Annotated in this window: 20 protein-coding genes; 11 read left to right on the forward strand and 9 right to left on the reverse strand. The window is 42.6% G+C overall.

The window, feature by feature from the left end; genetic code table 11:
* The first annotated feature begins 132 nt into the window (after positions 1–132).
* The 4 genes from dnaK (at position 133) to rsgA (ending at position 5,262) form a co-directional block, all read left to right on the forward strand.
* The gene (gene dnaK / locus H6G86_RS10205; RefSeq protein ID WP_190934221.1) at positions 133–2,091 is read left to right on the forward strand and encodes a molecular chaperone DnaK; all 1,959 of its coding nucleotides are present in this window, start codon (positions 133–135) and stop codon (positions 2,089–2,091) included.
* 683 nt (positions 2,092–2,774) lie between these two features.
* Complete coding sequence (gene dnaJ, locus H6G86_RS10210; protein ID WP_114080201.1) at positions 2,775–3,902, forward strand: molecular chaperone DnaJ; 1,128 nt, start codon at positions 2,775–2,777, stop codon at positions 3,900–3,902.
* Complete coding sequence (locus H6G86_RS10215) at positions 3,902–4,159, forward strand: sulfurtransferase TusA family protein (RefSeq protein WP_190934222.1); 258 nt, start codon at positions 3,902–3,904, stop codon at positions 4,157–4,159. The genes dnaJ and H6G86_RS10215 overlap by 1 nt, the downstream gene beginning before the upstream one ends.
* Positions 4,156–5,262, forward strand: a complete 1,107-nt coding sequence (rsgA, locus tag H6G86_RS10220; protein WP_190934223.1) for a small ribosomal subunit biogenesis GTPase RsgA — start codon at positions 4,156–4,158, stop codon at positions 5,260–5,262. The genes H6G86_RS10215 and rsgA overlap by 4 nt, the downstream gene beginning before the upstream one ends.
* 43 nt (positions 5,263–5,305) lie before the next feature.
* Here the strand turns inward: rsgA and H6G86_RS10225 are convergent, their stop codons facing one another.
* Positions 5,306–5,524, reverse strand: coding sequence for a hypothetical protein (locus H6G86_RS10225; RefSeq protein WP_190934224.1), 219 nt, complete (start codon positions 5,522–5,524; stop codon positions 5,306–5,308).
* 148 nt (positions 5,525–5,672) lie between these two features.
* Positions 5,673–5,840 (reverse strand): hypothetical protein, encoded by a 168-nt coding sequence (locus H6G86_RS10230; protein WP_190934225.1) that lies wholly within the window; start codon positions 5,838–5,840, stop codon positions 5,673–5,675.
* 348 nt (positions 5,841–6,188) lie between these two features.
* Between H6G86_RS10230 and H6G86_RS10235 the strand changes: the two genes are divergently transcribed.
* Entirely contained in the window at positions 6,189–7,778 is a 1,590-nt protein-coding gene (locus H6G86_RS10235) for a glycoside hydrolase family 57 protein (RefSeq protein WP_163928151.1), read from the forward strand.
* A gap of 57 nt (positions 7,779–7,835) precedes the next feature.
* Here the strand turns inward: H6G86_RS10235 and H6G86_RS10240 are convergent, their stop codons facing one another.
* Positions 7,836–8,522, reverse strand: a complete 687-nt coding sequence (locus H6G86_RS10240) for a Uma2 family endonuclease (protein ID WP_190934226.1) — start codon at positions 8,520–8,522, stop codon at positions 7,836–7,838.
* A gap of 16 nt (positions 8,523–8,538) precedes the next feature.
* A complete protein-coding gene (locus H6G86_RS10245) occupies positions 8,539–8,742 on the reverse strand; it encodes a cupin domain-containing protein (RefSeq protein WP_190934227.1) in 204 nt (67 codons plus the stop codon).
* Positions 8,743–8,805: 63 nt separating this feature from the next.
* Between H6G86_RS10245 and H6G86_RS10250 the strand changes: the two genes are divergently transcribed.
* Positions 8,806–9,267 carry a hypothetical protein gene (locus H6G86_RS10250; RefSeq protein ID WP_190934228.1) on the forward strand — a complete coding sequence of 154 codons (462 nt, stop codon included), beginning with the start codon at positions 8,806–8,808 and terminating at the stop codon, positions 9,265–9,267.
* A 158-nt stretch (positions 9,268–9,425) separates the two neighbouring features.
* On the opposite strand, the gene petA is transcribed toward H6G86_RS10250, so the two are convergent.
* Both petA and petC read right to left on the reverse strand, forming a co-directional pair.
* The gene (gene petA, locus H6G86_RS10255; protein WP_190934229.1) at positions 9,426–10,427 is read right to left on the reverse strand and encodes a cytochrome f; all 1,002 of its coding nucleotides are present in this window, start codon (positions 10,425–10,427) and stop codon (positions 9,426–9,428) included.
* A 106-nt stretch (positions 10,428–10,533) separates the two neighbouring features.
* Positions 10,534–11,073, reverse strand: a complete 540-nt coding sequence (gene petC / locus H6G86_RS10260; RefSeq protein WP_114080194.1) for a cytochrome b6-f complex iron-sulfur subunit — start codon at positions 11,071–11,073, stop codon at positions 10,534–10,536.
* 228 nt (positions 11,074–11,301) lie between these two features.
* Here petC and H6G86_RS10265 point away from each other — a divergent pair, with 228 nt between their 5' ends.
* Positions 11,302–11,610 carry a DUF3067 family protein gene (locus H6G86_RS10265; RefSeq protein WP_012406962.1) on the forward strand — a complete coding sequence of 103 codons (309 nt, stop codon included), beginning with the start codon at positions 11,302–11,304 and terminating at the stop codon, positions 11,608–11,610.
* Positions 11,611–11,682: 72 nt separating this feature from the next.
* Here the strand turns inward: H6G86_RS10265 and H6G86_RS10270 are convergent, their stop codons facing one another.
* Positions 11,683–12,015, reverse strand: coding sequence for a tRNA-binding protein (locus H6G86_RS10270; protein WP_179071238.1), 333 nt, complete (start codon positions 12,013–12,015; stop codon positions 11,683–11,685).
* A gap of 45 nt (positions 12,016–12,060) precedes the next feature.
* Positions 12,061–12,855 (reverse strand): twin-arginine translocase subunit TatC, encoded by a 795-nt coding sequence (tatC, locus tag H6G86_RS10275; RefSeq protein WP_114080191.1) that lies wholly within the window; start codon positions 12,853–12,855, stop codon positions 12,061–12,063.
* A 491-nt stretch (positions 12,856–13,346) separates the two neighbouring features.
* Between tatC and H6G86_RS10280 the strand changes: the two genes are divergently transcribed.
* Together H6G86_RS10280 and H6G86_RS10285 are read left to right on the forward strand one after the other, a co-directional pair.
* A complete protein-coding gene (locus tag H6G86_RS10280; protein ID WP_190934230.1) occupies positions 13,347–13,577 on the forward strand; it encodes a hypothetical protein in 231 nt (76 codons plus the stop codon).
* A 121-nt stretch (positions 13,578–13,698) separates the two neighbouring features.
* Positions 13,699–14,556, forward strand: a complete 858-nt coding sequence (locus tag H6G86_RS10285) for an SDR family oxidoreductase (protein WP_163928166.1) — start codon at positions 13,699–13,701, stop codon at positions 14,554–14,556.
* Here the strand turns inward: H6G86_RS10285 and H6G86_RS10290 are convergent.
* Complete coding sequence (locus tag H6G86_RS10290) at positions 14,536–14,778, reverse strand: hypothetical protein (protein ID WP_190934231.1); 243 nt, start codon at positions 14,776–14,778, stop codon at positions 14,536–14,538. The two genes, H6G86_RS10285 and H6G86_RS10290, sit on opposite strands and share 21 nt — an antisense overlap.
* Positions 14,779–15,275: 497 nt before the next feature.
* Between H6G86_RS10290 and H6G86_RS10295 the strand changes: the two genes are divergently transcribed.
* Together H6G86_RS10295 and H6G86_RS10300 are read left to right on the forward strand one after the other, a co-directional pair.
* Positions 15,276–16,613 (forward strand): P-loop NTPase fold protein, encoded by a 1,338-nt coding sequence (locus tag H6G86_RS10295; protein WP_190934232.1) that lies wholly within the window; start codon positions 15,276–15,278, stop codon positions 16,611–16,613.
* Entirely contained in the window at positions 16,583–21,766 is a 5,184-nt protein-coding gene (locus tag H6G86_RS10300) for a WD40 repeat domain-containing protein (RefSeq protein ID WP_190934233.1), read from the forward strand. Before H6G86_RS10295 ends, H6G86_RS10300 begins: the two co-directional genes overlap by 31 nt.
* Positions 21,767–21,794: the final 28 nt, after the last annotated feature.

A 21,794-nucleotide genomic window follows, 5' to 3' on the forward strand; every position in this document is an offset into this window, starting at 1 on the left:
TCTGTGTTTCAACTTCCTCTTGCTACCAGCAAAATGGGTTCCACAGACGTTATCCGCTAGCCTTAGTTCGGAGCTAAAAAGTTAGTCCGCGACATATTACAGCAGGAAGACTCAGTAAAAATACTGGCGAATATGGGAAAAGTTATTGGAATCGACTTAGGCACTACTAATAGTTGCGTCGCAGTTTTGGAGGGCGGTCAACCACTGGTGATCTCCAATTCTGAAGGTGGACGAACTACTCCAAGTATTGTGGGATTTGGCAAGAGTGGCGATCGCTTGGTTGGTCAATTGGCAAAGCGTCAAGCCGTAACCAATGCCGAAAACACAATTTACAGTATTAAACGATTCATCGGGCGGCGTTGGGAAGAGACTGATATAGAACGCGATCGCGTCCCCTACAACTGTGTCAAAGGTCGAGACGATACCGTTGATGTCCAAATCCGCTCAAAAAATTATACGCCACAAGAACTATCCGCCATGATCCTGCAAAAGCTTAAGCAGGATGCGGAAAACTTCTTGGGTGAAGAAGTCACTCAGGCAGTGATCACCGTACCTGCATATTTTACAGATGCTCAAAGACAAGCTACTAAAGATGCAGGCACAATTGCAGGATTAGAAGTTCTGCGAATCATCAATGAACCAACAGCAGCGGCTTTAGCTTTCGGATTGGAAAAGCAAGACCAAGAGCAGCTAATTTTAGTATTCGACTTAGGAGGCGGTACTTTTGATGTATCGATCCTGCAACTTGGGGATGGCGTTTTTGAAGTTAAGGCGACTTGTGGTAACAACCACTTAGGTGGAGACGACTTTGATAATGCGATCGTGCTTTGGCTGATGGAACGCTTTCAGCAAGACGAAAAAATCAATCTTTCCCAAGATAAGATGGCACTGCAACGCCTACGGGAAGCAGCAGAAAAGGCGAAAATTGAACTCTCCAGCATGGTTAATACCTCCATTAACCTGCCGTTTATCACATCTGATGAAACCGGTCCAAAGCATCTGGAAATGGAACTCAGCCGCTCTAAATTTGAAGAGCTTGCAGGACAATTAATTGAAGCCACCATCGAACCAATGATCCAAGCACTCAAAGATGCGGATCTCAAACCATCAGCCATAGATCGGATTATTTTAGTAGGTGGTTCTACCCGAATTCCCGCAGTCCAAAACGCGCTGATTAAGTTTTTCAATGGCAAAGCTCCCGATCGCTCTATCAACCCTGACGAAGCGGTAGCATTGGGAGCAGCTATCCAAGCAGGGGTGTTGGGTGGCGAAGTCGATAATCTCTTACTTTTGGATGTCACCCCCCTGTCTCTAGGAATTGAAACCTTGGGTGAAGTATTCACCAAAATTATTGAACGCAACACCACAATTCCTACTAGTAAGTCACAAATTTTTTCCACAGCAGTTGATGGGCAAACCTCGGTAGAAATTCATATTCTCCAAGGTGAACGGGCAATGTCACGGGATAACAAGAGTCTTGGCAAGTTTCTGCTAGCAGGAATTCCCCCATCGCCCCGTGGTGTGCCACAAATTGAAGTATCTTTTGAAATTGATGTCAACGGCATCCTGAAGGTTTCTGCCCAAGACAAAGGCACAGGTAGAGAACAGAGTATCAGGATTACCAATACAGGTGGCTTGAGTACTAACGAAGTCGAACGGATGCGCCAAGAGGCCGAACTATTTTCTGAAGAAGATAGAAGACGTAAAGAACTGGTTGAACTCAAAAACCAAGCAGATAATCTGTTGTTCAGTTACGAATCTACGATTAAGGATAATAGCAACTTTATCGGCGAGCAGATGAAGACTTTGGCTAGTGAAAAAGCTTTACAACTCCAAGCTGCAATGATTGACTCCGGTATCTCGACTGTGGAGTTTAAGCAGCGCTTAGACGACTTCCAACAAACACTGTTTGCAATTGGTGCTGATGTCTATAACCGAGCTAACAGCCAAACAGATGAGATTGAGGAGGCTTCAGCTAGTCTCTTTACCTCAGAAGTAGACTCACCAATGAACGGTACACTAATACCACAATTCAACTTTGATTTTGACGAAGAAAGTACCGCACAGGTTGATTATGAGGCGATAGATTAAGGATTGGGTAATGGGTAATGGGGAACGGGTAAAAAGGGGACAAAGGGGACAAGGTGACTTGAGTGAAAACTTACAACAAGTCTTTCTCCTTGTCCCCTCTTCCCAATTCCCCATTCCCAATATTCTAAGTTGCAGATTTTTATTAAGACATTTTAATATATCTAATATTGATTGTAGGTTTAGCTAAGTTTCACAAGACCCCTGGGGTTTGCTAGATTGTAGAAGCAAATTACTGCTAGGCAGTATGCCGATTCAGATGCACTTCCATTGCATAAGGGTGGTTTTCCACACCGAATGGTGCGGCTAGCACCTCTGGTTAATGGGCGGGGTTTTCCTCTCCTACGTAGCACAATTGTAAAAGAGACAACCGACTCGGCAGTGATGAAGTCTGAGCAGTGGCTTCCCCTGATCATAACTTCTATAGCTTTTGTCGTCTCCCACGAGGAAAGCACCTGTTGCTCAAGATTTGTCGGTGATTTTTGTAAAAGGTAAAGGTTAAAATCAGTTATTAACAAAAATTAATTTTACCTTCTGCCTACCTCCGGCAAATCGCCCTTTAAAGGACAAGTGTGTTGCTCTTACATATTCTGTAAAGCAAAACGCCTTACCGTAAAGTAGCAAGTGACCGTGAGTGACGTTCTGCTGACTTCTGCTTTCTTCCTTCTAACTTTTACCTTTGCTATATGGCCCGCGACTATTATGAAATCCTGGGTGTCTCTCGTGACACCGACAAAGAAGAACTCAAGCAAGCTTATCGCCGTTTAGCCCGGAAGTATCACCCAGATGTGAACAAAGAGCCGGGGGCGGAGGATCGATTTAAAGAAATTAACCGCGCTTATGAGGTACTCTCGGAACCAGAAACCCGCGCTCGTTACGATCGCTTTGGGCCAGAGGGTGTGTCAGGTGCTGGCGCTGGCTTCCAAGATGTCGGCGATATGGGTGGTTTTGCCGATATTTTTGAAAGCATTTTTAGTGGCTTTGCTGGCGGTATGGGTAGTCCCACGCAACAAAGACGGCGCAGTGGGCCTGCGAGGGGCGATGATCTGCGACTAGACCTGAAGTTAGACTTTCGGGAAGCGGTATTTGGTGGCGAAAAAGAAATTCGTATTTCACATTTAGAAAATTGTGAAGTCTGTAGCGGTTCTGGTGCTAAACCTGGAACCCGCCCCCGGACTTGTTCGACTTGTAGCGGATCGGGTCAAGTCCGCCGTGTCACTAGAACACCCTTTGGCAGTTTCACCCAAGTCTCGACTTGTCCCACCTGTAATGGGACAGGGATGGTAATCGAAGACAAGTGTGATGCCTGTGATGGGAAGGGCGCAAATCAAGTCACCAAGAAACTCAAAATTACCATTCCAGCAGGGGTGGATAATGGTACTCGCTTGCGGATTTCTAGTGAAGGAGATGCCGGTCAACGTGGTGGCCCTCCTGGGGATTTATACGTTTACTTGTTCGTAAATGAAGACGAAGAATTCCAACGGGATGGGATTAATATTCTTTCGGAAATCAAAGTTAGCTACCTACAAGCGATTTTAGGTTGTCGGTTAGAGGTAGATACAGTAGATGGCCCTGTAGAACTGATTATTCCAGCTGGAACTCAGCCAAATACGGTAATGAAGTTAGAAAATCGCGGCGTACCTCGCTTGGGTAATCCTGTCAGTCGTGGGGATCACATGCTGAACGTATTAATTGATATTCCCAACAAAGTAACCCCAGAGGAGAGGGAACTTTTGGAAAAGCTGGCTAAAATTAAGGGAGATCGTACTGGTGAAGGCGGTCTAGGAGGATTTTTGGGAAATTTATTTAAGTAATGATGCCCTCTTCTCTGTTAACTCCCGATGCTCAACTTGATTTACGTGGCACTCCTTGCCCAATTAATTTTGTCCGGACAAAACTACGTCTGGAAAAAATGCCATTGGGAGGTTTGCTAGAAGTCTGGCTAGACCCAGGTGAGCCAATTGAGCAGGTTCCCGATAGCCTGATAATGGCAGGTTATGTGGTGGAACAAATTACAGACTGTAATAATTATTTTTCTCTGTTAGTGCGTCGTCCAGTTGCTGGCCAATGACAGGGGAAAATTTTGCTGAAACTGGACAGTTATTGGGTACGGTGCTTGCTGTACAGGCTAATTTTTACCGAGTACAGCTGGATCAAGAGCAGGGGGAGATGAGGGAGATGGGGGATCAAGATTCTCATCTTCCTTATCCCCCTCTCCTCCTCTGTACTCGCCGAACACGGCTGAAAAAAATCGGACAACAGGTGATGGTAGGCGATCGCGTTGTGGTTGAAGAGCCAGATTGGGCCGGAGGACGGGGAGCGATCGCTGATGTCTTACCCCGTCACAGCGAATTAGATCGTCCTGCGATCGCCAATGTCAACCAAATTTTATTGGTATTTGCCGTTGCCGATCCACCTTTGGAACCTTATCAACTGAGTCGGTTTCTCATTAAGGCTGAGTCTACTGGCTTAGATGTGCTTTTATGCTTGAATAAAAGTGATTTAATTTCACCACAGGAACAGCAGCAAGTTAGCGAGCGCCTACTCGGTTGGGGCTATCAACCAATATTTATTAGTGTCAAAGATGTTATAAATACTGAGCAAGCAGGCAGATATTTAAGCAATAAAATTACTGTCATTGCTGGGCCTTCCGGCGTTGGTAAATCTAGCTTGATTAATACGCTAATTGACTCGGCGAAGTTGCGAGTAGGAGAAGTTTCTGGCAAACTAGCTCGTGGTCGTCACACCACTCGCCATACAGAATTATTTGAGTTAGCTAGCGGTGGAATGCTTGCTGACACTCCCGGCTTTAATCAGCCGGATATGGATTGTATCCCAGAAGAATTAATCCATTATTTCCCAGAAGCAAGAAAACGGTTAGCAGTTGCTAGCTGTCGGTTTAGTGATTGTCTGCACCGAGACGAGCCTGAATGTGTGGTGCGGGGAGACTGGGAACGATATGAACATTATTTAGAATTTTTGGATGCTGCGATCGCTCATCAAACTCAGCTACACCAACAAGCCGATCCAGAGTCCACCATGAAGTTAAAAAGCAAAAGCAAAGGCAAAGGGGAGAGTCAATACGAACCCAAGCTAGAAAGTAAAAAATATCGCCGAATTTCCCGCAAGACTCAGTTACAGGACTTGCAAGAATTATATCGGGATGAGGAATAAGGAGTGCGATGTCTACGATGGGATGCGCCTAGCCTACACACTTCTATATAAAGGAAGACTTTACTTTGTCGGCTTTTTGGGCGATCGGTACAACACTCATCTGGCTGCAAGTCTTGATCCAATATGTAATTGTTCGGGTTTCTAGGTTGCGGGAATCACAGGTTTGCGAGTTTAAAGGCTGACTGGCAAACTTTGGGTTAGCACTTACCCGCAGTATCCCTCTTTTGTCACTTTCCGGAAGGGCGATTGCCAGAAGCCTCATGAGGCAATCAATACAAGCTATCCTATTAGAAAAAAATGGGTCTTGTATTTGTGATTAGAAAATAATCGTGCGTAGGCGTAGCCCGTCGTATACATCGCATGCTATGCAAAAGCTCTAGAATTCAGCAATAGCAAATATATAAAAATTATTATTGCAAGATTATCTCATCAGATTTGGATTTATGATTTGCGATCGCATAGCGTAAAGCCTTCTCTTCTCCTTCTCCTGTCGGAGACGCTGCGCGAACAGAGACGCTAACCTGTAGCTTGTTTCCACGAAGTGGTAGGAGAGGTTTGTCTACGATACTTTTAAGCACTATTACTTATTGACAAATTGTTCGTGATCCTAAATTGTCACTGATGCTCTTGAAGTAAACTCTTCCAGGAGGAGACACCAAAAGCGATCGGTAAGAACTGCCTCTGTTGGTAAACCTGAGTAAATATTTTCAGTACAGGCTTATACAATAAGCAAATAGGAAGGTTTTACAACTAGTTAACAACAACATGCAGTAGGTGCATAACGGCATAACATTGTTGTGTACGTACACACACTATCTTTAACTCAATTGAAAACTATTCTTACGATCCCCATAAAGTCTTAAAATATTGTTAATTTCAGCCAAACCTCTTGACCTTCAACTTACAAGTATCACCCCAAAATCACTATGTCTATCGGCTACGTCGCGCTTGTACTCCACGCACATCTGCCCTTCGTTCGTCACCCGGAAAGTGACTACGTGCTGGAGGAAGAATGGCTCTATGAAGCCATCACAGAAACCTATATTCCATTATTGAAAGTATTTGAAGGCTTAAAGCGAGACGGTATCGACTTTAAAATCACGATGAGCATGACACCTCCTCTCGTGTCAATGCTTCGCGATCCTCTGCTTCAAGAACGCTATGAAGCACACTTAGCCCAACTAGAAGAACTTATAGCACTAGAAGCAGAACATAATGTCAACAACGGGCATCTTCGTTATTTAGCCGAACATTACGCTACTGAGTTTAGTGAAGCGCGTCAGCTATGGGAACGCTACAACGGTGACTTGGTAACAGCTTTTAAGAAATTCCAAGACAGTAACAACCTGGAAATCATCACTTGTGGCGCTACTCACGGCTATTTGCCCTTGATGAAAATGTATCCAGAGGCGGTGTGGGCGCAAATCCAGGTAGCTTGCGAGCATTACGAACAAAACTTTGGACAAGCACCCAGAGGTATTTGGTTGCCGGAATGTGCCTACTATGAAGGTTTAGACCGGATGCTAGCCGATGCGGGGTTACGCTACTTCCTCACAGATGGGCATGGCATTCTTTACGCCCGTCCCCGTCCGCGCTTTGGCACTTATGCGCCAATTTATACAGAAACTGGTGTTGCTGTTTTTGGTCGAGATCATGAATCTTCCCAACAGGTATGGTCTTCTGAAGTGGGCTATCCTGGGGCGGCGGAATATCGAGAATTTTACAAAGATTTGGGCTGGGAAGCAGAATATGAGTACATCAAGCCCTACATCATGCCCAATGGCCAACGGAAAAACACGGGCATTAAGTATCACAAAATTACAGGGCGTGGCTTAGGTCTATCAGATAAGGCACTCTACGATCCTTATTGGGCTAGGGAAAAGGCAGCAGAACACGCTGATAATTTTATGTATAACCGAGAGCGGCAATCTGAGCATCTCTATGGTATAATGCAGCGCCCGCCAATTATCGTTTCGCCTTATGACGCAGAGTTATTTGGACATTGGTGGTATGAAGGCCCTTGGTTCATTGATTACCTATTCCGTAAATCTTGGTATGACCAAAAAACATATCAAATGACCCATTTAGCAGACTATTTGCGAGATCAGCCAACGCAGCAAGTCTGTCGTCCTTCACAGTCGAGTTGGGGTTTCAAGGGTTTCCACGAATATTGGTTGAACGAAACAAATGCGTGGATTTATCCACATTTGCACAAAGCTGCTGAACGGATGATTGAAATCTCGCACCTGGAACCAGAGGATGAATTGCAGTGGAAAGCGCTTAACCAAGCGGCGCGGGAATTGCTATTAGCACAATCTTCTGACTGGGCATTTATTATGCGGACGGGAACAATGGTACCCTATGCAATTAGACGGACGCGATCGCACCTGATGCGCTTCAATAAGCTCTATGAAGATGTGAAAGTTGGTAAAGTTGACAGTGGTTGGCTGGAAAAAGTCGAGTTAATGGATAATATCTTCCCCGAAATCAACTATCGCGTCTATCGTCCACTATAGTCTCACAAAAAATAATCAACAGCAGTAGGGTGGGCATTGCTCACCCTATATTATTAGCTAAAGGCTATCTGGATCAATATTTAATTCTCGAAGTTTAGCAGCTAATCTTTGCGCTTTCTCTTCTGCGGCTTGTCGTGCTGCTGCTTCCTCTTCATGAGTTAAGAGTATTTGACCCGTAGCTGGATTGTAAAAACGTAGTTTTCCCGCCTCTAAACGCAATTCTAGCCCCAAAACTTCACTGGAGAGGGATACTGTACCATCTGGCAAGATATTGGTTGCCACTGGGAAATAATTTCCATCAACCAACTGTAAACCCTGAAGTTGGGGATTGAGATAATCGCCTGTGGGGTCATATTGAAAATATTCACGCACTCCCAGAAAGGCGTAAATTCCTTTCTTTGCACCTTGGTCTTTGCTGCGGGTGGTTTTTGAGGTAATCTCTAGAACAAAATTTGGGGTTTGATTATTTTCTTCCCAAGTTTTGTAAGAGCGTCTGTCACGGTTTTCCACTCCAAAGACTACAAATACATCTGGTGCGACAACCGATTCTGGATAACCTTTTTCGTAGTAAATAAATAGATTACCAGCGACGTATACATCTGGGTGATTTTGAAAATAAATCTGTAGTGCATTTATTGTATAAGCCAAGTAACTGAACTGGATATCACCTTCAGCCATTGGCTTACCATCCTCATCTGGGTACTCAATCGGGGTAACGGGGATATACTCTACTGAGGCTGTCATGGGCAAATCCCTCAACTCAACTAGGGCTAGATTCAATACTATCGCTCAAAATGCGATCGCCATGACTTGAGGGCTGTAAAATCACCAAAAATTCCAAATTACAGTCGCTTTCATTGAGCATCTGATGAGGAACATTAGGCGGAATTTCTACACCTTCATGTAGAGAAAGTACTTGATGGAAACCATCGATTTCTAAAGTTGCCTTTCTAGATAAGATCAAGAAAAACTGGACTTAGGAGTTTTTATTTTCGTTTTAATACGCGATCGCCACTCTTGAAATTTTATGAATAAAAAAGGAAAAGATTTATCTGCTAGTCAGCTTTGGTCGGAATTTTCGCAAAACTATAAAACTGAAGCTATCGCATTAGCTGAAGCTATCAGATTACTAAATAAATGGTTTAAAACTACCGAATTAAATAGAAATCTTAAACGACAAGTATATCTTATCAAAGATGAATGGATTCAAAAGCATGAGCAATACTTAACCGAATTTTATATTTCTAGTATTAGTGGTTATTCAGAAAATTTTCAACAGTTGTATGCTTATACATTTTGTATTGATGGAGAGTTTTTTTGTTTTCACAGTTATTTACGGTTAAAACAAAATACAAAAGTTTATATTACTCATCATGGCAGTAGCAAGGAACTTTTAGAGGAACAGATTAGGTTATTAGAAACTGAATTGCCTTTGTTTATACGTATGGTTAAACATCAACTTCAGTCCATACAGCCAGTGAAAGATTAGTTATATAATTTCTGGCTAGTGACATTCTAATAAGATTCATTTATCGACATTTTCAAAGTCTACTAGCAGTTAATTCCCAAATTTGCATGTTTCGTGTAAATAGAGTAAAAAAAGACAGGCAAGATGCCTGTCCTACAAAGAATGATTTAGCAAAGAATTTAGAAATTCATTTCAGCAGCTTGAACTTTCTCAACCTGCTTCTTCTTCAGCACAAGCATAACTTGAGCCAACATTACAAGAGCGACGAACGCAATCATCCATTTGACTCTAGAGGAATCTTGCAGTACGATTTCTGCATCTATTTGACCGAATCCACCGACGTTCGGGTTGTTGGTCAAAGCATCACCAGTCTTAACTGCTTGCCCTTCGGAAACAATCAGGTCTGGCCCTAAAGGAACCGTATCAACAACAACATCACCAGATTCAGGTTGGATGTTTACTAGATATTTGACGTTACCATCTCCATCTTCCTCTTTGGCAATCTTGGTAATTGTGCCAGTCGCGGAAGCGTTGTAAACAGAGTTGTTGCTCTTTTCGCCAGTAGGATAAACTTGTCCGCGTCCCCGATTACCACCTACGTGAACTGAATATTTACCGAAGTGGATGTTTTTGTCGGTTGCGGGATTGGGAGAAAGAACTGGGAAAATGATTTCCTGATACTGTTCACCAGGTAAGGGGCCGACGATGACGACATTTTCTTTGTCTTCGCTGTAGGGTTGGAAGGCAGTGTCGCCAATTTCTTCTTTAAGTTCCTCAGAAATACGGTCTTCAGGAGCAATCTTAAAACCTTCAGGTAGCATCAGTACAGCACCGACGTTCAAGCCAACCTTAGAACCATCAGCACCAACTTGCTGGGCACTGAGATCGTAAGGGATTTTCACCACAGCTTTGAATACAGTGTCAGGTAGAACCGATTGAGGAACTTCTACTTCTGTAACTTTGGCGGCTAGGTGACAGTTGGCACAAACAATCCGCCCGGTTGGTTCGCGGGGGGTTTCGGGATAGGTTTGCTGTGCCCAAAATGGATAGGCGGCAGCTGATTGGGGAAGGGCTAGATCGCTGGTGAAGTAAAATGTCACAGTGGCGATCGCTATGAGCAATGTTTTTACGATCGCTCTAGCACTGCGAGTTAACCTCGCTGTTCGGAAAACATTTCTCATCTCTAATAAGGGCAACGATTGAATTTGTCATTAGTCATTGGTCATTAGTCATTAGTCATTAAGCCCTGAACAAAGGACGAATGACTAAGAACTAAGGACAAAATTATTAACTCCACCAAGGTGCATCACCGGTGCGGAAGTCGGTTTCAGTCCAAGGGGTCAAAACAATTTTGTCGTCGCTTACATTGGTATGGGCTAAAGCCAAAGACAGTGGTGCTGGGCCCCGAACAACCTTACCAGTTTCGTCATACTGGGAACCATGACAAGGACATTTAAATTTGTTCTCAGCAACGTTCCAAGGGACGACACAACCTAAGTGGGTGCAGATGGCGTTAATGCCATAATCTTTGATCGCCTCTTTGCTATCTACCACAATATAGGTAGGATCTCCCTTAAGTCCTTGGACTAGGTTGCGATCGCCTGCATTCCGGTTTTCTAGAAATTTGGTGACGCTAACATCGTTACCTAACTCATCTTTTGCCGTTGTACCGCCACCAGCACCACCAGCAGCTGGTGGAATAAAGTAGTTGACAACGGGATACAATGCACCCAGAGCTACTCCAGTGACAGTCCCAAAAGTGAGCAGATTCATGAACTGACGACGACCCATATCGGGCACGTCTGCTGATTCAGAAAATTGAGCCATAATCTACGCGCTCTTTGTGTATTTTGTTAAGCATTTTGACAAAAGTACTGTACTTGAGGAACTCTTGTCTAAGTCGAAATGCTAGCGCTCACAACGATGCCATACTTCTTTGTTCCAAGATATAAAAAGCATCTTTTCTGTTAGCATTACATTTCTTTATATCCTTATCATACTGGAGTCACGGAACTTAACATCATAACTAAATGTAAAATCTGATTGAGAAAAGCTATGACAGGACAGGAATTACGTCAGATGTTGCTTGATAAGTGGGGATATTCTTATGATGTCCAGTTCCGGCGGGCACAGGGAAAGATATTTTTGCAAGTAATGTGGAAATATCTGGAGCAAGCTTCTTTTCCCTTGAGTGAGGCAGAGTACCAAGAGCATCTTGACAGCATTGCTAATTATCTCCATGCTTTGGGCGGGTCAACGCAAGTACAAACATTTATTGCCCAAACACGCGATCGCCCCCGGCTTGGTAAAGCTGTTAGCATTCCTCTAGATTTGGGTGAGCGTTCTTCGGAATGGATATTATGACCCGTTATTGCATTAACATTAATAATTTCTTGGGTAATCACAGTGTTTTTTATACAAAAAAACCATAATGTTTTATAAAACTCTTTTGCCCACCGCTACGTCTCTATCAGGCTGAATTAATACAACTTCTCCATCATCTAAAACCACTCCCAAGACTAAAACTTCAGAGATGAAATTGGCTATTTGACGGGGTGGAAAGTTAGTCACAGCTAATATTAATCTGTTGATTAATTTCTCTTGATCATAAAGTTTAGTAATTTGGGCACTAGATTTTTTAATGCCCAAATCGCCAAAATCTATCCACAATTTATAAGCTGGTTTTTTTGCTTGAGGAAATTCTTCGACTTTAATGACTTTGCCAACATGAATCTCGATTTTTTCAAAATCACTATAGCTAATAAACATTTGCTCAAAAACTCAGCATTAAAATCTTTTTACCTATTTTCTATGTTATTTACCTGTAAGCTTCACCAGCCCAACACCACCGAAATAAAGCCCTAAAACGGCTCCTGCTAAAAGACTTTGAGTTAGAGGATCAGTTGAAGGTGTAAGCACGGCTCCTAAAACTACTGCTCCCATAATCACGTAACGCCAACCAGAAACCATCCGTTCAGACGAGACAATATTCAAATTACCAAGCAACAATTGGATTATGGGGATTTGAAATGCTAAACCAGTGCTGAATAAAAGTAGCAGCACAAATTCAAAATATTTATCTATTGACCAAAGTTGTTCAACTACATCTGCTCCGTAGCTGATGAAAAATTTCAAAGCTGCGGGGATAAGGAGTAAATAAGCAAATGCTAAACCCGCGCCAAACAGTACACTTGAACCCAAAACCACAGGCCCCAGTAAACGGCGTTCGCGGCGAGTCAATCCTGGAAGCACAAACTGGATAATTTGGTAAAGAATGAAAGGACTAGAAAGTACTAAACCAGTGTAGGCTGCAACTTTGAAGGAGACAAAGAAATATTCTCCGGGTGCAAGTTGGAGAAATTTTACTCCTTGCGCTGGAACCTCAAGCAGCTGGACAATCGGCTTAACGGCAAAGAAACAGCCAATAATACCTATCGCTACGGCAATCAGCGAATAGAAAATGCGCTGTCGTAACTCTTCTAGGTGGTCGAAAAGGGACATTTCGACTTCATCGGGCAACTCATTAAGAGGATCTGTGTCTGAATTGCCATATCCTTCTGGATCGATGTTGGGAACGTTTACAGTATCTACGTCTTGTAAAGGCGGCATGAGTCAGCTAGTAGGCAACATTTATAACTGAGTGCTAAGTAATAAGCAAGATTTTTCACTTAGGACTTGGAACTCAGCACTCTTCATTATTTTATCCGGGGAATGCAGTCACCAAGATATGTTTTTGGATGCTGTGGGTTTTTTGTCCTGTTTTTTAGGGTTGCATCTGCATAAGTTAGTAGGAAGCCATCTTGTAGGCAATGCCTAACCTAAAAAAGGGTGGAACTGATAATTTAGAAATCACGTCTCTGCGGCTAGTAGTCTGTCTAACTTGTTTTGATGGTTTGTAGTAAGCATTTTAGTGCAAGAATAAGGGCTAAAATCCTTGCTCAGAGATTGTTTACCCATCAATTTCAAGTTGATACACGACTAGTAGTGCTGGGTAAATTCACACAACATCAACATATAATACTCAGTTTTAAAAATCCGGTTCATCAAGGTGGCATCTATACATACATAGCGCAATCGGAAATTTTTAGCTGAGGTTGAGTATGAAACGGACAATTTGCATTGTCATGATGGCATTGCCTATTTATTTATACAATGTTGGACTAAGTAATAGTCTTAGTAGTGATGTGACAATTGTCAAAAACCAGCCTCCGATAATAGCTGCTCTAATTGCTTACAGTACAAATGCTCCGTCACGCATATTACCTTGGCAAATATCAGCTAGAGATGACCAAACTGAAGATTGTCTTCGGTTTGGTACTTGCAAAGATTGATACTAATTGGGAATCCCTTCGGCTTCGCTCAGGGCAAGTGGGAATTGGGAACTTGTACTGAGCGCAGTCGAAGTATGGGGAATTGGGAATTGGTAGTCCAAATTATAAAAAAAGAAAATTAATGGTTTTAGAACATCAACGTACAGTGGTGGTTACGGGAGCATCAACAGGAATTGGCCAAGCGTGTGCTTTGCTTTTAGACCAGTTGGGCTTCTCTGTTTTTGCTGGCGTGCGTCAAGATATTGATGCTCAAACACTTAAGCAGAAAGGATCACCAAGACTCATTCCAATTTTTTTAGATGTTACTGATGCTGAATCGATCGCAGCTGCGGTTGATAAGGTAACAAATGAAGTTGGTGGTACTGGAATTTTAGGTTTAGTGAATAATGCCGGAATTGCTATCCCTGGGCCTTTAGAATTATTAGCGATCGCAGAATTTCAACACCAGATGCAGGTTAATGTCACCGGACAATTAGCAGTGACACAAGCATTTCTTGGTCTTTTACGTCAAAGTCGGGGCCGAATTGTCAATATGGGTTCCATTGCTGGTAGGAGTCCTACGCCGTTCTTAGGAGCTTACAATGCTTCTAAGTTTGCCTTGGAAGCACTCACTGATGTCATGCGGATGGAATTACGTCCTTGGGGAATCTCGGTTTCAATTATTGAACCTGGTTCCATTGCTACCCCAATTTGGGAAAAGTCCCTAAGTCAATCGGAAGTAGCACAGCATGATTTACCACAATCGGCACAAAATCTCTACGGTCAAGCAATGAATATTGTCCGCAAGAAAATGCAGATTCTCGCATCTAAGGGAATTTCTGCGGATATTGTCGCTCAGACTGTTGTTCATGCGCTGACTGCAAAGCAACCCAAGACGCGCTATCTGGTTGGCTCAGATGCCAAACTCGGAGCGGTGCTAAAGCATATTTTGCCTGATAAGCTACATGACCAGATAATTTTATACTCGATGGGATTGTAGATTAGCGATCGTTAATACTTCAGGGGTAGTCACTCTGAATTCAAAAGCTGTCATGAACAAAAGCATGGTTTTCATCAATAAAATCATGCTTTTCATCAACAAAATCGTTTTAGTCATCAACAAAATCGTTCTGGTCATCAACAAAATCGTTCTGGTCATCAACAAAATCGTTCTGGTCATCAACAAAATCGTTCTGGTCATCAATAAAATCGTTTTGGTCATCAATAAAATCGTTTTGGTCATCAACAAAATCGTTATTTTTGTAACTAGAAGCAGGAATCTAGTCAAAAATTAACTCTAAATTGAAGTTGTAATTAACCAACGCTTTTGCTAAAAGTCTTATGTTGCAAGGATTGTAGATCATTCTCTCGCAAAAGTGACAAAAGCTCTTTAATAACTCAAGCTGATGATGGGTTCAAGAGAGCTACAAAACTGTACTTAACAGTACCTTTTTTTGTACCGGATATTTTTAGTATTGATAAGAGTAGCTTATTTAATATTAAATATTTTTGCTATTTGTACTTATAGTAGTATTTTTGCTTACTTTAACTAAAATCTCAGCATTACTATGTGCTACATCTAACTTATGTATAAACAATTATCCGAAATTCTGCTAGTTTAGTTAGTAGTTTGATTAAAATAAAGCATAAATTCCCTAAAATCAATATATTTATTCAGTGAATTTTGTCATCCCCATTCTTGAGTGAACTTGATTAGTTATGCTCCTAGATTTAGAAAGATTTTATCAGGCTTGCAATCCGAGCAGACCTCTAATCATAGGAAACGCCAGCGATCGCAGGTACTATATTGATTTTGCTGCGGTGCGGGGTGGCAAAATTATCGAAGCTTTGCAGCGCACGATCGCTAAAATATCGCCCGACGAACCAACTTGTCAGCTATTTACAGGACATCTCGGCTGTGGAAAATCAACGGAATTGTTGCGATTGAAAGCTGAGTTAGAAGCGCAGCAATTTCATGTAGTTTACTTTGAGTCTACCCATGTCTTAGAAATGGCAGATGTGGATGTGACTGATATTTTGTTGGCGATCGCAGGCCAAGTAAGTGAAAGCCTAGAAGCCATGAAAATCAGGCTCAAATCTACTTACTTTAGCAAGTTGTTTGGTGAAATCGTAGATTTTTTGCAAACGCCAATTGACCTTGGAGTAGAAGCAGAATTGTCTGTAGGCATTGCCAAAATTACAGCTAAAACTAAAGAAAGTCCCCAATTGCGGCGGCGGTTAAGAGATTATCTAGAACCGCGAACAGCAAACATTTTACAGTCAATTAATCAGGAATTGCTAGAACGTGCCACCAAGGAACTAAAAACTAGAGGTAAAAAAGGACTGGTGGTTATTGTTGATAACCTGGATAGAGTTGCAATTCGACCTTTACCATCGGGGCGATCGCTGCCAGAATACTTATTTATTCAGCGTGGTGAACAGTTACGCAAACTAAATTGCCATGTAGTCTACACTATTCCTTTAGCTCTGACTTTCTCCAACGATAGCGCCGAACTTCAACATCGTTTGGGGGGAGGAGTCGCACCAAAAATGTTACCGATGATACCTGTACGTCTGCGCTCTGGAGAGATTTTTCCTCAAGGGCTAGCAATGTTGCGGCAAATGGTACTAGCTAGAGCTTTCCCAGACATTTTACCTAGCGATCGGTTAGGCTTAATTACAGAGGTGTTTGATAGTCTGGAAACCTTAGATCGGTTGTGCTTGATTAGTGGTGGTCATGTCCGCGACTTGCTGGGGTTACTGTTTGACTGTCTGCGAGAACAAGATCCACCTTTTGAGCGGGAGTGTGTTGATTTGGTGATTCAAAGACAGCGAGATTACCGAGCTAACGCTATCGATCCTCATGAGTGGGAACTAATCTTTCAGGTGGTGCAACAGCAAAGAGTTAGAGGTGATATAGAATACCACACTTTATTGCGAAGTTTATTTGTATTTGAATACCGAGATCATCAGGGAGCTTGGTTTGCCGTCAACCCAGTTTTAGCAGAGACGGAAAAATTTAAATCATGGTTGAACGACACCCACAAGCAGATATAAGAGCAGCTAATGAGCGGGCTTTACGGAGTTTGGGGAGAGCAATTGCCCTTTCTAGTGGTCAATTCTCTCTGGTTTTGGTGTGCTGCAATTATCGAGTTTTGCAAGAACTTATGCTGCAACGACTCGAAGAACTCTCTTCAGGAGTACACCATATTCAAAAGGTGATTCTGCCGCATAATGCTAGAAGTCTTTACACAAGTATTCATTTACAACTGGTAACTGAAGAGAATCCGCCATCGGCGTTGATGATTTTGGGTTTGGAGTCAGTAGATGGAATCGACGATTTACTGAGGTCTATCAATCATATTCGTGATGAATTTCGCAAACGCCACCCATTCCCGATGATTATGTGGGTGAATGAAGAAGTGTTGCAAAAGGTAGTCCGTTTAGCACCAGATTTTGCAAGTTGGGCGGCTACACCGATTCGGTTTGAGATGACAACTCAATCATTACGGCAATTTTTGCAACAGGAAACGGACGCTTTATTTGCCACGGTGTTACCAAGCGATGCTGGACAACACCAACCTCCTCAAGTTGCCAAGCATTATTTCACTGTGGAGCAAGTCTGGAAAAATAGCTATGAACTCCACTTTGCTATTGAAGAGTTGCACAATCGTGGGATTACCTTAGAGCCAGAATTACACGCTAGTTTAGAGTTTGTTTTTGGTCTAGATAATTATATTAGCGATCGCATCAATACAGCTTTAAGCCATTTTCAGCAAAGCTTGCAAGTTTGGCAAAAGTTGGAGGAAATAGGGGGAGCAGGAGAGCGGGGGAGCGGGGGAGCAGGGGAGCAGGGGAGCAGGGGAGCAGGGGGAGTATTTTCTTACCCTGCGCCTCCTAGTCGCCCATCTCCTCTACTTCTGCGACAGGGAGTCTTGCTGTTTTATATTGGGCTGTGTTATTGCCGTTTAGCAGAGCAAAATCAAATAGAAAACCGTCGTCATTGGTACACAGCTAAATTTTATTTTCAGCAATGTTTGAATGTTTTACAGGTGGCTGGGCGTTTAGATGTAGTTGCTGGGTTTATTAGTCAACTCGCTGAAGTTTTGCAATATCTGCAAGAGTGGGAAGAATTGCAGACTGTTGCCCAAAAGTCTCTGGAGTTGCATCAAACTTATGGTAGTCAAATTCAATTAGCTTGTGACTACGGTTTTTTGGCACAAGTGGCTGTGCAGCAGTCTCGGTGGGTACAGGCGAGTATACTAGCCCATGTATCGCTGTTGAAATTAGGTGAAGCGCAAAAGCACAACGATCCTTATAACTGCTTATTTCCCTTACTGTTAGCGCAAATTTACTATTTAGTGTTGGCGAAAGCCCAACGAAATTTGGGTGAGCTAGTAATCGCTCATGAATACTTAGAAAAAGCAACAAAAGAATTGTCAGCAGCTTTAGAAAGCAGTGCCCATCAATACGATGCCCATCGTTATATTCGCTTATTGCGGACACTGCGATCGCTATACTTTGAAGAAGGGCGCTATCTGGAAGCCTATTATATTCGGCAGAAACGGCGTTCTGTTGAGCAGCAGTATGGTTTTCGGGCTTTTATTGGTGCAGGGCGCTTGCAACCCCAAAGACAGGCGACAAACCCAGCATTGATGTCACATTCTGGGAGTAGCAGCGTTGCTTTAGAAATTGCGGCTTCTGGTCGGGAGCGTGATATTAATAACTTAATTGGGAGAATAAGCCGCGCCGATCAAAAGCTGACGGTGATTCACGGTCAATCGGGGGTAGGTAAGAGTTCTATTGTCACTGCTGGTTTAGTTCCGGCACTGCAAAATCGAGCTATTGGCGATCAAATCGCTGTGCCTGTAGTACTGCAAGTTTATACCGATTGGGCGCGGGAATTAGAGAAATCTTTAAGTGAAGCGATGTTTAGCGACGCATCCCTTGCCGTCTACGCTGATATTAAGCTAGAAGCAACCATAGAAGCGGTGGAGGTTTTGCCCTACTCTCCTACACCCATCACCATCGTCAGAATTTTACAACAACTCAAACAAAATGCTGATAACCACCTGATTACAGTTTTAATTTTTGACCAATTTGAAGAATTTTTCTTTGGTTATAGCGATCGCAAGCAGAAGCAAGAATTTGATAAATTTATTAGTGATTGTCTGAATATCCCCTTTGTCAAAGTTATCCTTTCCTTGCGAGAAGATTACTTACATCGTTTGTTAGATTTTAAACATCTTTCGGCACTAGAAGCGATTAATAATAATATTCTCGACAAGCATATTCGCTACCAGTTGAATAATTTTTCACCAGAATATGCCAAAGCAATTATCCAAAAATTGACCGAGCGATCGCAGTTTAATTTAGAACCTGCTTTAATCGATGCCTTAATCGAAGATTTATCCACAGAATTTGGAGAAGTCCGCCCCATTGAATTGCAAGTTGTGGGAGCGCAAATTCAAGATGAGCGAATCACTACTCTAGAAGAATATCAGCCATATAGACCCAACAAACTCATCGAGCGATATCTTAAAGAACTGATTAAAGACTGCGGCCCAGAAAATGAACGAGCCGCGTTACTCGTCTTATACTTATTAACAGATGAAAGTAATAATCGACCTTTTAAAACTCGTGCTGAGTTAGCGGCGCAATTAGCAGAATTAGAAGATGCTAGCAAATTAGAGTTAGTATTAGATATTTTAGTACGCTCTGGTTTGGTAGTACTTTTCCCTGATGTACCAGAACGCTATCAATTAATTCACGATTATTTAGTAGACTTAATTCGCTACCTACAGCAACAAGAATCAAGTTTACAGGTACAACTAAATCAGTTGCGCCATAAAGTAGAACAAAGTAAAGCTGAAATTGACCGACTTAAGAGCGAACTTAGCCAAAAAACGCAGCGTTCCACATTAGTAGATTCTTATCCTCAACAGGGATTAGATTTATTAACGGAATTGCGAGAATTACACAAGCGAGAAGAATTAAGTCAGTTACAAATTGAGCAATTACGAGCTGAACTAAAAGAAAAAGAATTAACAGCAAAACTTGCAGAAAGTCAAAAGAAACAAAGACTTAGTGAAGCTCAATTAAATCGTTCGTTGAAAATTGCTCTAACTGCTTCCGTTCTCGCCATATTGGGATTAAGTGTTTCCATCGTCACAGCAGTAGATAGTGAAATTAAAACCCTCAGTGCATCCAGTGAAGCCCTCTTTGCATCGCAAAAAGGTATTGATTCTTTAAAAGAAGCTTTAAGGGCAGGAAGAAAATTACAACAAATAGTTTGGGTAGATTCCTATACCAGAGAGCAAGTACAGACGGCGCTTTATCAAGCTGTTTCTGGGTTAAGAGAATATAACCGCTTGGAGGGGCACCTATCTGGAGTAAATAATGCTACATTCAGTCCTGACCGTTCTTTAATTGCCTCAGCCAGCGCGGATACTACAATTAAACTTTGGCTTCCCGATGGTAGTTTGTTCAAAACTTTATCAGGGCATGAAGATGTAGTTAATAGCGTCAGTTTCAGCCCCGATGGTCAAATTATTGCTTCCGCTAGTCAAGATAAGACGGTGAAACTCTGGAGTCGAGAGGGTGTACTACTTGTTACTCTATTAGGTCATCAAGGTGTAGTGAATAGTGCCAGTTTTAGCCCAGATGGACAGATTATTGCTTCTGCAAGTACAGACAAGACAGTAAAACTATGGAGTCGGGATGGAAAACTGCTCAAAACCTTGCCAGGACATGATGGTGCAGTTTTGAGCGTTGCTTGGTCAACCGATGGACAGACCATTGCTTCTGGGAGTTCTGACAAGACAGTGAAATTGTGGAGTCGGGATGGTAAGCTGCTCAAAACCTTACAGGGACATGATGATGCAGTTAAAAGTGTAGCTTGGTCAACCGATGGGAAAGCGATCGCTTCAGCTAGTCTAGACCAGACAATCAAACTGTGGAATCTAGAGGGTAAATTACTGCGAACCCTATCAGGGCATAGTGCTGGAGTTACCAGCGTCAGTTTTAGCCGTGATGGTAACACTATCGCTTCTGCAAGTACCGACGAGACAATCAAACTCTGGAGTTTTGAAGGTGTGCTGCTAGGAACCCTGAAGGGACATAATAATTGGGTTAACAGCGTCAGTTTCAGCCCAGACGGTCGCACCCTAGCTTCTGCAAGTCGGGACAAAACTATTAAACTCTGGCATTGGGATGATGTGTTATTGCGAAAACCCAAAGCCGATAATGATGACTGGATAACTAGCATCAGTTTCAGCCCAGACGATCGCACCTTAGCAGCAGGGAGTCGAGACAAAACTGTAAAACTATTCAGTCGAGAAGGGAGATTACTCCGTACTTTCACTGGGCATGAAGGTCAAGTTTGGGGAGTTAGTTTCAGTCCAGATGGTCAAGTAATTGCCTCAGCTAGTAAAGATAAAACAGTGAAGCTTTGGAGTGCTGACGGTAAACAGCTCAACGCCTTACAAGGTCATAATAGTACCGTCTTGAGTGTAGCTTGGTCGCCTAATAGTCAAGTAATCGCCTCGGCTAGTAAAGATAAAACAGTAAAGCTTTGGAGTCGAGATGGTAAACTGCTCAACACCTTGCAAGGACATAAAGATGCAGTGAATTGGGTAAGTTTTAGCCCAGATGGTAAATTGCTAGCCTCAGCCAGTGATGACAAAACATTAAAAATCTGGAGTTTAGAGGGTAAGTTGCTATATACCTTAATTGGTCATAGCCGCCGAGTAAATGGGGTTGCTTGGTCGCCTGATAGTCAAGCGATCGCTTCAGTTAGTATTGATAGCACCGTTAAGATTTGGAACCGAGATGGTCATCTGCTAAGTAATTTTGCGGGGGATGGTGATAGTTTTATTAGTGTAAGTTTTAGCCCTGATGGTAAGACTTTGGCAGCTAGCAGTGACGACAAAGTGAGGATTTGGAACCGCGAAGGGACATTGCTGATTGCTTTGAAAGGTGATAAGCAAGAGTTAACCAGCGTCAGTTTTAGTAATGACGGTAAGACTTTGGCTGCGGGTAGTGGTAATGGTACAGTGATTTTCCAAAATTTGGCAGATATCCAACTGGAAAAATTACTAGCACGGGGTTGTTATTTGCTCCATGATTATTTGCAGACTAATCAGAAGGTGATGAAGAGCGATGGTTTTACCAACACCAGGGGCGAACGCGCCTTGTGTTCTAGTAGGTGATAGCGTATTTATTTATCAAATTTACTTT

It is taken from the genome of Nostoc sp. FACHB-133 (genome assembly GCF_014698055.1).
GTDB lineage: Bacteria > Cyanobacteriota > Cyanobacteriia > Cyanobacteriales > Nostocaceae > Nostoc.